General features: G+C 74.5%; 9 protein-coding genes, 2 tRNA genes and 1 pseudogene. 8 read left to right on the top strand and 4 right to left on the bottom strand.

What is annotated here, in order from left to right; genetic code table 11:
- The first annotated feature begins 35 nt into the window (after positions 1-35).
- From ACFCLZ_RS25030 to ACFCLZ_RS25020, 3 genes and pseudogenes are all read left to right on the top strand, one after another.
- Positions 36-794, top strand: a complete 759-nt coding sequence (locus tag ACFCLZ_RS25030) for a DUF4239 domain-containing protein (RefSeq protein WP_380279437.1) — start codon at positions 36-38, stop codon at positions 792-794.
- Between the two features lie 87 nt (positions 795-881).
- Positions 882-955 (top strand) — tRNA-Lys (locus ACFCLZ_RS25025).
- Between the two features lie 106 nt (positions 956-1061).
- A pseudogene (locus ACFCLZ_RS25020) lies at positions 1062-1247 on the top strand (GPP34 family phosphoprotein); the annotation flags it as partial.
- Between the two features lie 354 nt (positions 1248-1601).
- On the opposite strand, the gene ACFCLZ_RS25015 reads toward ACFCLZ_RS25020, so the two are convergent.
- Together ACFCLZ_RS25015 and ACFCLZ_RS25010 are read right to left on the bottom strand one after the other, a co-directional pair.
- On the bottom strand, positions 1602-2492 hold the full coding sequence (locus ACFCLZ_RS25015) for an alpha/beta fold hydrolase (protein WP_380279435.1): 891 nt from the start codon (positions 2490-2492) through the stop codon (positions 1602-1604).
- Positions 2489-3376, bottom strand: a complete 888-nt coding sequence (locus tag ACFCLZ_RS25010; protein WP_380279434.1) for a DUF998 domain-containing protein — start codon at positions 3374-3376, stop codon at positions 2489-2491. Before ACFCLZ_RS25010 ends, ACFCLZ_RS25015 begins: the two co-directional genes overlap by 4 nt.
- A gap of 124 nt (positions 3377-3500) precedes the next feature.
- Between ACFCLZ_RS25010 and ACFCLZ_RS25005 the strand changes: the two genes are divergently transcribed.
- The 3 genes from ACFCLZ_RS25005 to ACFCLZ_RS24995 all read left to right on the top strand — a co-directional run bounded on the left by ACFCLZ_RS25005 (position 3501) and on the right by ACFCLZ_RS24995 (position 7489).
- A tRNA-Lys gene (locus tag ACFCLZ_RS25005) sits at positions 3501-3574 on the top strand.
- Between the two features lie 258 nt (positions 3575-3832).
- The gene (locus ACFCLZ_RS25000; RefSeq protein ID WP_380279432.1) at positions 3833-6352 is read left to right on the top strand and encodes a transglycosylase domain-containing protein; all 2520 of its coding nucleotides are present in this window, start codon (positions 3833-3835) and stop codon (positions 6350-6352) included.
- Positions 6353-6436: 84 nt separating this feature from the next.
- The gene (locus tag ACFCLZ_RS24995; protein ID WP_380279430.1) at positions 6437-7489 is read left to right on the top strand and encodes a DMT family transporter; all 1053 of its coding nucleotides are present in this window, start codon (positions 6437-6439) and stop codon (positions 7487-7489) included.
- Positions 7490-7601: 112 nt separating this feature from the next.
- On the opposite strand, the gene lepB is transcribed toward ACFCLZ_RS24995, so the two are convergent.
- Together lepB and ACFCLZ_RS24985 are read right to left on the bottom strand one after the other, a co-directional pair.
- On the bottom strand, positions 7602-8390 hold the full coding sequence (gene lepB, locus ACFCLZ_RS24990; RefSeq protein ID WP_380279428.1) for a signal peptidase I: 789 nt from the start codon (positions 8388-8390) through the stop codon (positions 7602-7604).
- A 149-nt stretch (positions 8391-8539) separates the two neighbouring features.
- Complete coding sequence (locus ACFCLZ_RS24985) at positions 8540-8902, bottom strand: chorismate mutase (RefSeq protein ID WP_380279426.1); 363 nt, start codon at positions 8900-8902, stop codon at positions 8540-8542.
- A 332-nt stretch (positions 8903-9234) separates the two neighbouring features.
- On the opposite strand from ACFCLZ_RS24985, the gene ACFCLZ_RS24980 reads away from it, so the two are divergent.
- Both ACFCLZ_RS24980 and ACFCLZ_RS24975 read left to right on the top strand, forming a co-directional pair.
- Complete coding sequence (locus ACFCLZ_RS24980; RefSeq protein ID WP_380279424.1) at positions 9235-9663, top strand: OsmC family protein; 429 nt, start codon at positions 9235-9237, stop codon at positions 9661-9663.
- 487 nt (positions 9664-10150) lie between these two features.
- Entirely contained in the window at positions 10151-12316 is a 2166-nt protein-coding gene (locus ACFCLZ_RS24975) for a putative bifunctional diguanylate cyclase/phosphodiesterase (protein ID WP_380279422.1), read from the top strand.
- Positions 12317-12320 lie beyond the last annotated feature (4 nt).

Genomic DNA, 12320 nt, shown 5'->3' with positions numbered 1-12320 from the left:
GGCGGGCCCCCGGCCGCCGTGCGACAACTGCTGCTATGACCTGGTCCAACCTGACGATCCTGTTCGGCTCGATGGCCATCGTCACCGTGGTGCTCCTGCTGCTGCCCCGCTTCGTGTCCACCCAGGACCGGGAACCGCACAACGAGGTGACGGCGGCCATCTTCGCCATGGTCGGCGTCCTCTACGCCGTCCTGCTCGCCTTCGTGGTGATCGTCGTCTGGGAAGCCGCCGACTCCGCCCGGGCCACCACCTTCCGCGAGGCCGACCAACTGGCCGGCCTCTACTGGACGTCCCGGCAGTTCGACAGCCCCGCGGGCGTCGAGCTGACCAACCTCACCCTCCAGTACGCGCACAACGTCATCGGGGCCGAGTGGCAGTTGATGGCCAACCACCGCACCGACCCGAACACCACCGAACTGGTGTACCGGATCCGCGACACCACCAACGCCCTGCAACCCCTCGACTTCCGCCAGCAGGCGCAGTTCCAGAACGCCCTCCAGCACGTCGAGGGCCTGGCCAGCGAACGCCGCGCCCGGCTCACCCAGGTCCAGGACGCGGTGCCGCCGCTGCTCTGGATCCCGCTGATCGCCGGCGCGGTGCTGACCATCGGCTTCGCCTTCGTGTTCGGCATCTCCAGCATCCGGCTGCACCTCGCGATGGTGCTGACCATGACCGCGATGATCTGCGTGGTGCTGATCGTGATCAAGGAGATGAACTACCCCTTCGACGGCGTGAACGCCGTCCAGCCCGACGCCTTCCAGGTCTTCCTGAGCCGGCTCCCGGCGAGCCGCTGAGGCCGGCCCGTTCGTCACCCAGAGCCACCGGACGGCGCCGATTCGGCGGATCGGCCCGACCGCGTGTAATGTCTTCCAGGTCAGCAGGCGCCGCTAGCTCAGTTGGTTAGAGCAGCTGACTCTTAATCAGCGGGTCCGGGGTTCGAGTCCCTGGCGGCGCACCGACGGTCGAAGGGTCCTCTCGCAGCAGCGAGGGGGCCCTTCGGCGTTTCCCGGCGCCAGGGTGGACGGTGCGGGCCTCCGTCGGGTCCTCCACTCCCGGAGGAGTTGCTCCTGCTCCGCACCGACCCGGCGCGCGGGCGGCTGCGGGTCTCCTCGGCCGCCTTCCAGCGGGTGATCGCCGGCGCCGTGCTCGCGGAGCTGCTGCTCACCGGGCGGATCGCCGTCGACGGCCGGCGGATCACCGGGTTCCAGCCGCTCGGGGCGCACGACAGGATCGGCGCGGCCGTGCTCGCCCGGCTGGAATGCTGCTGCCGGTGCGGGCCGCCGCCGGGCAGGAGATCACCGACCGGGTCGCCGCGACCTCGGCCCGGACCGGGGCCGGGGACGTTGCGGGAATGGCCGATGCGGGCGCCGCCCGGGACGGGCGAGCGGGACCGGCAGCCGACGGGACTGCTCCGGGCGGGCCGGATGGACCGCCGGATCCATCCCGGCCGGGAGCACACCGCGCTCCGGAACGCCGCGCGCCGGGCGGCCCGGAACCTGCCGATCGCCCAGGCCGTCCGACGGGTGATCGCGGCGGACAACTCCGACGGGGGCGGAGGCCGAGGCCGGGCCGAGACGGGGGCCGAGCCCGCTCCCGCCCGATCAGCGCGCCGTGTCCAGCACCGCCGAGGCCACCGCGTCCGGGCGGTCGAACATCACCAGGTGCCCGGCCGGGGCGGTGCTGCGGTACTCGGCGCCGAGCAGCGCGGCCAGTTCCCGCTGCGCGGTCAGCCACTCCTCGGTCCGCCGGCCGCGCAGGCCGTCGTCGGCGGCGAGCACGGTGACCGGCAGGTCCGCCGGCAACGGGTCGGTGCGGCGCAGCCCGGCCAGTTCGGCGGCCATGTCCAGGTAGCGGGTGTTCTCCCGGAGCAGCGCCCGCAGGGAGCGCCCGGTGCGGTAGCAGCGCCGGACCAGCGGCGCCGGGGCGAGGTCCTCGCGCCGCACCGTGGTGGCCCGGGCGGCCAGCCGGCGCGCGGCGGGCCCGAGCAGGTACGGCACGGCGGCGGCGGTGGCCGCCCCGGCGGCGGCGCGCGCCGCGAGGTCGCGCAGGCCGGGGGCCGGGCGCGGGCGCGGCTCGGGTTCGACGCTGCCGTCCAGCAGGACCAGCCCGGCCGTCCGCTCCGGGTACAGCCGGGCGAAGGCCTCGACGTGGAACGCCGCGAGCGAGTGCCCGGCCACCGTGCACGGCCCGGGCAGGGCGAGCGCGTCCAGGACGGCCCGGATCCGGCGCGCCTCGCCGACGGCGGTCGGCAGGGGCCGGTCGGCCGGCTCGGGCGCGCTCAGGCCGTAGCCGGGCCGGTCGAAGCGGACCACGGTGCGGTACGGGGCGAGGAAGGGAACGACGAGGTCCCAGTCGAACCAGCTGCTGCCCAGCCCCCCGGTGAGCAGGCACACCGGGCCCTGCCCCTCGACGCGCACGTGCAGCGGGGTGCCGTCGATCCGCAGGAAGACCGGGTCGGCGCCGCGCTCGCGGTACGGGTGCGCGCCGGTCATACCGGGTCCCGCTGGTCGGGCTGCGGATCCAGCCGGTCGGGCCGGGGGCGGGTGGTGGCGGCCGAGGGGGCGGCGTGGGCCTCCCCGGAGTCCGCGCCGGAGTCCGCGCCGGAGTTCACGCCGGAGTTCGCGCCGGGGCGGAGGGCGGCCGCGAGCAGGGCCAGCCAGAGCGCGACGAGCAGCACCTGGAGCCGCTGGCCGGCGCCCAGCGCCCAGGTGCCGCGGCCTGCCTCGAAGGCCGCGATCGCGCCGAGGCTCCACCCGGTGGCGAGCAGCTCGGCGCCCAGCAGCCACGGCCCGTACCGGCGCACCGGCGGCCACCAGCCGTGGCGCCGGGCGGCGACGGTGAGCGCGGTCAGCCCGCCGAGCGCGCCGAGCACCGCCAGGCTGCTGGTCACGGCGTGGGCGGTGTGGGTGGCCGGGACGAGACCGGCGGTCTCGCGGGCGGCGCACATCTCGTCGCTGGTGGGCGCGCAGCTCAGCGGCAGTCGCGAGTCGGCGGCGGTGGCCGCGCCGAACAGCGCGAGCGCGGCCCATCCGGTCACCGCCCAGGGCCGCCCGCCACCGGATCCGGCGCGCACCCGGACCGGACCGTGGAACGCGGCCAGGGCGAGGACGGCGGCCGCCAGCACCGCGAGTCCGGCGACCAGGTCGGTGGCCCGGAAGAGGCCGCCCAGCGGCTGGTCCTCGGCGGCCAGCTCGCTGAGGTACGCCTGGACCGGGTCGAGCCCGGTACTGAGCACCACTTCCAGGACCCACGCGGTGTACGCGACCGCGCTGAGCAGCAGCAGGGCGGCGACGGCGCGGGTGACGCCGGGGGCGGGGGCGGAGGCAGGGGCGGGGGTGAGCCGAGCGCTCCGGCGACCGGGGTGGGAGCTGGGCACGATTCCACCCTAACCGGCAGCAAACCCCGCCCCAACCGGTCGAAAACGGACAGGTCGACCCCGGTGACTTCCCAGGTGGCGCGAGGCAGCCCGCGGAAGCGTGTATTGTTTCCCCCGTCAGCAGGCGCCGCTAGCTCAGTTGGTTAGAGCAGCTGACTCTTAATCAGCGGGTCCGGGGTTCGAGTCCCTGGCGGCGCACCGACACCGGGGAGCCTCTCGTACATCACGAGGGGCTCTCCGGCTTTTCGCTGCCCATTGACGTCCGATTTGTGTGTGATGTCGGTCTCGCTTCCCGACGCCGTGGAGCCAACCGGTACCTTCGGCGCGTTCTGGGCTGTAAACCGGAAAAGGGGCATAAGGTCCCCGACCGCCGACGATCCCGTCTGCGCGAGCCGGCACGGTCCCCGTGCCTCCTGTCGCCCGCGCAGCCGCCCGCCCGCAGGAGAGGCCGCCGCTTTGTCCCGTATCGCCCTGAGCGGCGCGCCGCGCACCCGCAGACCCAAGGCCCGTCGACCCCGCAGGCCCCGCCGCACCGGCTGGCGCAGACTGATCCCCACCTGGCGGATGACCCTGGTCGGCTTCGCCACCGCGCTGCTGCTCGGGGTCGGCCTCTTCGCCCTCGGCATCGCCCTGGTGAAGGTGCCCGACGCGCACGCCGCCGCGACCGCGCAGAGCAACACCTGGCTCTACCAGGACGGCTCGGTGATCGCCCGGACCGGCCAGACCAACCGGCAGAACGTCGGGCTGGACAAGGTCTCCCCGGCCGCGCAGCACGCCACGCTGGCCGCCGAGGACCGCAACTTCTACCACGAGGGCGCCGTCAACATACCCGGCCTGGTCCGCGCCGCCCTCAAGACCGCCAAGGGCGAGGGCACCCAGGGCGGCTCCACGATCACCCAGCAGTACGTGAAGAACACGTACCTGAACCAGAAGCAGTCGCTCACCCGCAAGGTGAAGGAACTCTTCATAGCGATCAAGGTGGACGCCACCGAGAGCAAGGACGAGATCCTCTCCAGTTACCTCAACACCTCCTACTACGGGCGCGGCGCGTACGGCATCCAGGCCGCCGCGCAGCAGTACTTCGGCGTCGACGCCTCCGAGCTGAACGCCGCCCAGGGCGCCTACCTGGCCGCGCTGCTGAACGCCCCGAGCGCCTACGACGTGGCCACCGCCACCCCGGCGGGCAAGCAGAACGCCGTCAACCGCTGGAACTACGTGCTCGACGGCATGGTGAAGGAGGGCTGGCTCTCCGCCGAGGAGCGGGCCGCCACCACCTTCCCCGAGGTCAAGGACCCGCAGGCGCAGCTCGGGCTCTCCGGCCAGGCCGGCTACCTGGTCAACGCCGCGACCGAGTACCTCACCGGCAACCAGATCATCAGCGAGTCGGAGCTGGCCAGGGGCGGCTACACGATCAAGCTGACCGTCGACCCGACCCGTCAGCAGGCCCTGGAGGACGCCGTCCAGGGCCAGCTGCACGACACCCTGAACCCGGAGAAGCGGAAGAAGGACGCCGCCGCGCAGCCCGGCGCCGTCTCCGTGGACCCGAAGACCGGTGCCGTGGTCGCCCTGTACGGCGGCGTCGACTACACCAAGCACTACGTCGACAACGCGACCCGGCGGGACTACCAGGCGGGCTCGACGTTCAAGGCGATCGCGCTGGCCGCGGCGCTGGAGAACGACGCCAAGACGCAGTCCGGCCAGACCATCACCCCGCGCACCGTCTACGACGGCACCAGCGGCCGCAAGGTCCGCGGCGGCAAGGGCACCCCGTACGCACCGCCGAACGAGGGCGACAAGAGCTACGGCCAGATCACCCTGCAGCAGGCCACCGACTGGTCGGTGAACTCGGCCTTCGCCCAGCTCGCCCAGGACACCGGGCTGGCCAAGGTGCGGGAGACCGCGATCGCGCTCGGCCTGCCCGGCAACACCCCCGGGCTGGACCCGGTGCCGTCGATCCCGCTGGGCACCGCCACCCCGAGCGTGCTCGACCTGGCGGGCGTGTACGCCACGCTGGACAACGGCGGCAAGCAGATCACCCCGTGGCTGGTGCAGGCGGTGAGCCACGAGGGCGAGCCGGTCGCGCTGCCCGCGCACAAGACCACCCAGGCGATCAGCGAGCAGACCGCGCGCGAGGTCACGGCGATGCTCCAGGGCGTGGTCAGCGACCAGGGCGGCACCGGCTGGCGCGCGAAGGCGCTGGGCCGGCCCGCCGCGGGCAAGACCGGTACGACGGACGACCAGAAGTCGGTCTGGTTCATCGGGTACACCCCGGAGCTGGTCACCTCGGTCGCGCTGTTCGGGCAGGATCCGACCACCGGCGCGCAGGTCAGCCTGAGTGGCACCGGCGGGATCGACGGCGCGGCGGGCGGCCAGTACCCCGCGCAGATCTGGACCACCTACATGAAGGCCGCCCTGAAGGGCCAGCCGGTCAGCGACTTCCCCGCTCCCTCGGGTGCGGAGGACGCCCGCGGCGGCTCGGGCTCCTCGGGCTCCTCGTCCGGTCCTTCGAGCACTCCGCCGACCGCCCCCGACGGGTCCGCGACGCCGTCCGGCGGCGCGTCGTCCCCGGGCGGTTCCGGCTCCTCCGGCGGTGCGGGCTCGGAGCCGTCCACCGCGCCGTCCACCGGCCCGACCACCGCCCCGCAGCCTTCGGGCGGCACCGGCGGCTCGGGGTCCGGCGGCTCGGGCTCGGGCGGTTCCGGGTCAGGGTCCGGGTCCGGGTCCGGGTCCGGCGGTGGGAACACCGCGCCGACCCAGCCGGCCACCCCGCCGCCGAGCAGCAAGCCGACCAAGCCGACGGGGCCGAGCACCGGCCCCACCACCGGGCCGACCACGCCACCGCCGCCGACCGGGGGCACCGGGTCCGGCGGTTCCGGCTCGGGATCGGGGTCGGGATCCGGCGGCGGCAGCGGGACGGACGCCACCGGCGGCGGGACGAGTGCGCTGGCCGGGGCCGGGGCCGGATCGGCCGGGTAGCGGGCGCTCGCGCACAGCACCGGGCAGGACCGAATGATGGAATGACCCCTTACCGAATACCGGTAACACTGTCACAATTCGTCGGTGCACAGCTCCAACCCCCTGCTCGGCCGCTCGCGCGGCCGGACCCTCGGTCTCACCCTCGCCCTCGTCTCCGCGTTCGCCTTCGGCGGCTCCGGCACCGCGGCCAAGCCACTGATCGAGGCCGGGCTCTCCCCCCTCCACGTGGTCTGGCTCCGGGTCACCGGCGCCGCCGTCGTGCTGCTGCCGCTGGCCTACCGCCACCGCGAGGCCGTCCGGCGGCGGCCCGGCCTGCTGATCGGCTTCGGCCTGCTCGCCGTGGCCGGCGTCCAGGCCTGCTACTTCGCGGCGATCTCCCGGATCCCGGTCGGCGTCGCCCTGCTCATCGAGTACCTCGGCCCGCCGCTGCTCATCGGCTACGTGCGGTTCGTCCAGCGCCGGCCGATCAGCCGGGGCTCGGCGATCGGTGCCGGCGTCGCGGTCGCCGGACTCGCCTGCGTGGTCGAGGCCTGGAACGGGCTGAGCTTCGACGCGCTCGGCGTGCTGTTCGCCCTGGGGGCGGCCTGCTGCCAGGTCGGCTACTTCGTGCTCGCCGACGCCGGCAGCCGGGGCGAGCGCCCGGTCGACCCGATCGCCGTCAGCGCCTACGGCCTGCTGATCGGCTCGATCGTGCTCACCGCCCTGACCCGCCCCTGGGAGGCGGACTGGGGCAAGCTCGGCGGGGACGTGGTGATGAACGGGCACGCCGTGCCCGCGCTGCTCCCGGCGGCCTGGATGGTCCTGGTCGCGACCGTGCTCGCCTATCTGACCGGCGTCGTCGCCGTCCAGCACCTGTCGCCGCCGGTCGCCGGGGTGGTGGCCAACCTGGAGGCCGTCGTGGCCACCGTGCTGGCCTGGGTCCTGCTGGGCGAGCACCTCGGCCTGCCGCAGATGGCCGGCGGCCTGCTGGTGCTGGCCGGGGCGTTCGCCGCCCAGGCCGGCAAGCCCGCCGAGGCGCCCGGGCCGGAGCCGGCCCCGGCCGCGCCGGTGCCGGCCGGGGCGACGGCGCTCGGCGAGCGGCTCGCCCGGGCCGCCGAGGCCGAGGGCCGCCGGGGCGGGGAGCGGGACCGGCGCTAGCCGGCCTGCCCGGTGCGGGGGGCGGGGTGTTGCCCGGGGTGCTGCCCGGGGCACCGGCCGGGCCGGTGTGCGGGGCGGTGAGCGGGCCGACGTGCGGTCGTCCGGGCCGGGGTCAGCGGCCGACCCAGCCGAACCAGTCGAGGTGGCCGAGCGGCCACACGACGCCCGACACCGGGCCGACCACGTTGTCCACCGGCACGGCCCCGCCGCCGGGGCCGCGCTGGTGGTAGCGCGAGTCCGCCGAGTCGCTGCGGTGGTCGCCCTCGACCCAGACGTAGCCCTGCGGCACCGTCACCGGACCGAAGTCCAGCCCGGCGCAGGAGTCGTCCCCGGGGTGCAGGTACGGCTCGTCGAGCTTGGCGCCGTCGACGGTCAGCGTGGTGCCCGAGCACTGCACGGTCTGCCCGCCGGTCGCGATGACCCGCTTGACCAGGTAGTTGTCGTCCTTGGGCGGCACCAGGCCGACGAAGGAGAGCACCGAGCCCAGCGCGTTGGCGACGGGGTTCCCGCCGCTCGGCTGCGGCGGCAGCCAGTCCCCCGGGTCCTTGAACACCACCGGCTGGCCCGGCTCCGGCTCCCAGCCGGTCAGCGGGGCCAGCTTGTTCACGCCGACCCGGTCACCGACCCGCAGGGTGTTCTCCATCGAACCGGAGGGGATGGTGAACACCTGGAAGAGACAGGTCTTGATCAGCAGCGCGACCACCAGGCCGACCGCCGCCATCGCCGGGATCTCGATCCACCACGGCCGCGGCCGCCGGCCGGACCGGCGGTCCTTCGGCGGCCTGCTCCGGCGCCCCTCGGCCGCGCGGCGCGCCCGCCGTGCCTCGGCCCGGCCCCCGACCGGGGCGGCCGGCCCTGCCTCGGCGTCGCCGCCGTGCGTATCGGGCAGGTTCACCGCCATCGTCGCTGCTCCACTCTCCGGCTGCGGGGGAACCTGCACGCTACGCCAACCGGGGATCGAGGCGAAATCGGGTGTTTACCCGCGCCAGACATCCCGCCGGTCCGGGCACACCTCCCCCGGATACTCCCGGCCCGGCCGGTCGATGCCGGTCAGGCGGAGGCGTTCCCGCTGATCACGGCGTCGCTCGCGATGGCCTCGTGGTGGCGGATGACCTCGGCGATGATGAAATTGAGGAACTTCTCCGCGAACACCGGGTCCAGGTGCGCCCCGGCGGCCAGCTCCCGCAGGCGCTTGATCTGGGTGCGCTCGCGGGCGGGGTCGGCGGGCGGGAGCTTGTGCTCGGCCTTGAGCCGGCCGACCCGCTGGGTGGCCTTGAAGCGCTCGGCCAGCATGTGGACCACCGCGGCGTCGATGTTGTCGATGCTCTCGCGCAGGCTGGTCAGCTCGGCCCGCACGGCGTCGTCGACCCCCTCGGGCAGTCCGGCATCGGGGGTCGTGGGGTGGTCCGTCATCGGGGCGGCTCCGCGGCTCTCTCGGTGGTGCGCCCGACCGCGCGGCGGCCGGGCCCGGGCCCGGGCCAATCTAACAGGGCGCCCGGCACGGGCCCGCACCATTCGGCCTAACCGTCCACGATACGGACGGCACACGGACCGACCGCCGGACGGCGTCCCGAGCTGCCGGGGTCCGTCCACGGACGGCCCGACCCGCCCGGGCGGCCGGGGGATTTTCGGACGCGGCGGACCGGTGCGCTACTTGTGGCACGCCCCCGACCTGCACGTAGGCTGGGCCGCGGCATAACCGGACGTGACGAATCAGCAGTTCCTCAGTAACGGAGGTACCGATCGTGGCAACCACCCGCACCGCCCGCACCGCTTGGGAAGGCAACCTGGTCGACGGCAAGGGCCAGGTGACGTTCGCGTCGTCCGGCATCGGCGAGTACCCGGTCTCGTGGCCGGCCCGCGCCGAGGCCCCGAACGGCAAGACCAGCCCGGAGGAGCTCATCGCCGCCGCGCACTCCGCCTGTTTCTCGATGGCCCTCTCGCACGGCCTGACCGGCGCGGGCACCCCGCCCACCACGCTCGACACCCAGGCCGATGTCACCTTCCAGCCGGGCACCGGCATCACCGGCATCCACCTGACGGTCACCGGCGTGGTACCCGGGCTGGACGAGGCCGGCTTCGTGAAGGCCGCCGAGGACGCCAAGGCGAACTGCCCGGTGAGCCAGGCCCTGACCGGCACCACCATCACCCTCACGGCCAATCTGGCCGGCTGACCTCCCCGGGCGTCCCGCCCCCGGCCCCGGCCCAGGCCTCAGCACAGGCATCGGCAGAGGCGTCGGCGCAGGCGTCGGCGCAGGCACAACGCGCGGTCGGCGCCGAACCGGGTCCCGAGGGCGCGTTCCCGGAGCACACGCCCCTGGTGCACATCATGTGATGTGCACCAGGGGCGTCCGCATGTATCACCACACTTAACCCCAAACCAGACGAATCACCCTGGCGGCGGTCACCGCGCGTTGCCATCGCGTCCTATGATCGGCCGCAGCGCCCTGTTCCTCACGGTTCCTCAGGCGGGCTCCCACCCGGCCGCTCCGTCCCGAGCGTCCCGCACCGGAGTCCCTTCTCCGCGAGTCCGGCAGAGTGCGGAGCCGGCCGCCGAAGTCGGGTGGCCGGCCGGACCAGCGTCAAGCGTCAAGCGTCAGCAGCGGACGGGAGCATGCCGTGCCGGGCCAGAACGAGGGGGCCGACGCACACCACCCAGGCGTGCGGCACGAGGAACCGCGGCCACGCCGCCTCCCGCCGCCCGCCCTCCACCCCGCCCCGGTCAACGGCACGGCCAACGGCGCGGCCCGAGCCGCCCTGGCCGACCCCCGGGAGACCCCGGTCGACGACACCGACCTCCGCTGCCCCACCTGCTCGGCGCCGCTCGGTGACGGCACCCATCACGAGCCGGACGGCGGCGGTGCGAACGGCCGGCCGGTGACCGAGGGCGACGGCCGACAGCTGGCCGCCCTGCGGGCCAGCGAGTCCCGGCTGCGGGCCGCCTTCTCCGACGCCGCCATCGGCATGGCCCTCATCGACCCCGAGGACCGGATCATCGAGGTCAACCCGGCCTTCGCCGCATTGACCGGCCGCACCGTCGACGAGCTGGTACGGACCCACATCCACGAGATCGTCGACCCCGAGGGCATGCCGCGCCGGCTGTTCCGCGCACTCGTCCACGGCGAGCACGACCGGCTCCGGGTCGAGAAGCAGCTCAAGCACCGCGCGGGGCGGACGGTCTGGAGCAAGGTGACCGTCTCGCTGATCCGGGACGCCGAGGGCGGCCCGCTGTACACGCTCGCCCTGGTCGAGGACATCACCGAGCAGCGCCGGCTCGGCGACCGCCTCGAGTACCAGGCCCTGCACGACCCGCTGACCCGACTGCCCAACCGGACGTACTTCTTCGAACGCCTCGACGCCGCCTGCCTCACCCCCGACCGGGCGACGGGGCCGGTGGGCGGGGGCAGTGGGGGTGCTGGGAGCGCTGGGAGCACTGGGACCGCCAACGGCTACGGTGTCGCGGCTGACGGGCCCGGGGCCGGCGCCGGCGCCGGGGTCGGGCCCAGGGTCGGCGTCTGCTACCTGGATCTCGACGGGTTCGCCGCGATCAACGAGGCCCTCGGCCACCACATCGGCGACCAACTGCTGATCGCCGTCGCGACCCGGCTGCGGCGAGGCTTCTCCGCGCACGGCACCCAGCTGGTCGCGCGGATGGGCGGCGACGAGTTCGCCGTCCTGGTGACCGACAGCAGCGGCAGCGACCAGCTCACCGACCTGGCCGCCCGGATCCTCGACGCCCTGGAACGCCCGTTCGACGTGGCCGGCCACCGGCTGGTGGTCACCGCCAGCGTCGGCGTCGTCGAACGCTCCGTGCACGAGACCACCCCCACCGACCTGGTCAAGGACGCCGACGCCACCCTGTACTGGTCCAAGGCCGACGGCCGGGCCCGCTGGACCCTCTACGACCCCGACCGGGGCGCCCACCAGCTGACCCGTCAGCTGCTCGCCACCGCGCTGCGCCCGGCACTGGAGCGCGGCGAGTTCACCATCGAGTACCAGCCGCTGGTCGGCCTGGCCGACGGCGCGGTGCACGGCGCCGAGGCCCTGGTCCGCTGGCGCCACCCCCGCTACGGGACGCTCTCGCCGGACCGCTTCATCCCGCTCGCCGAGGAGTCCGGGGCGATCGTGCCGCTCGGCAAGTGGGTGCTGGAGGAGTCCTGCCGCCAGGCGCGCCGCTGGCTCACCGAGTTCCCCGAGACCGAGACCTTCGTGAGCGTCAACCTGGCCGCCCGCCAGATCTGGGACTCCGACGTAGTCGCCGACGTCGCCCAGGCCCTCGACCGCACCGGCCTGCCGGCGCGGCTGCTGCAGCTGGAGATCACCGAGAGCGCGCTGCTCGGCCCCGGCGGACGCCCGCTCCAGGCGCTCCAGGCGCTCGCCGACATGGGCGTGCGCATCGCGATCGACGACTTCGGGACGGGCTACTCGAACCTGGCCTACCTCTCCCGGCTCCCGGTGCACGTGCTGAAGCTGGACGGCACCTTCATCGAGGGGTTCCGCGACCCGGCCCCGACCGGCGGCCGGCCGGAGCTCCCCGAGCTCCGCTCGCGGCGGAGCGACGCCGACGAGCAGATCGTCGGCGCGATGGTGCAGCTGGCCCACACGCTCGGCCTGACCGTGACCGCCGAGGGCATCGAGAGCGCCGCGCAGGCCGAACGGCTGCGGCTCACCGGCTGCGACACCGCCCAGGGCTGGTACTTCGCCCGCCCCGGCGAGGCGGAGCTGGTCGCCGCGATACTCCGCGACGGCCGCGAGGAGCGGGAGGACCGGGAGGACCGGGAGGACCGGGAGGACCGGGATCGGCGGGACACCCCGGGCGAGCGTTGACCCG

It is taken from the genome of Kitasatospora purpeofusca (assembly GCF_042691725.1).
Lineage (GTDB): Bacteria > Actinomycetota > Actinomycetes > Streptomycetales > Streptomycetaceae > Kitasatospora > Kitasatospora purpeofusca_B.
This window is presented reverse-complemented; position numbering and strand designations above follow the sequence as displayed.

Excerpts from the sequence above, each read along its gene's own strand:
- ACFCLZ_RS25030 (WP_380279437.1), top strand. The coding sequence starts at position 36 with ATGACCTGGTCCAACCTGACGATCCTGTTCGGCTCGATGGCCATCGTC.
- ACFCLZ_RS25015 (WP_380279435.1), bottom strand. The coding sequence starts at position 2,492 with ATGACCGGCGCGCACCCGTACCGCGAGCGCGGCGCCGACCCGGTCTTC.
- lepB (WP_380279428.1), bottom strand. The coding sequence starts at position 8,390 with ATGGCGGTGAACCTGCCCGATACGCACGGCGGCGACGCCGAGGCAGGG.
- ACFCLZ_RS24985 (WP_380279426.1), bottom strand. The coding sequence starts at position 8,902 with ATGACGGACCACCCCACGACCCCCGATGCCGGACTGCCCGAGGGGGTC.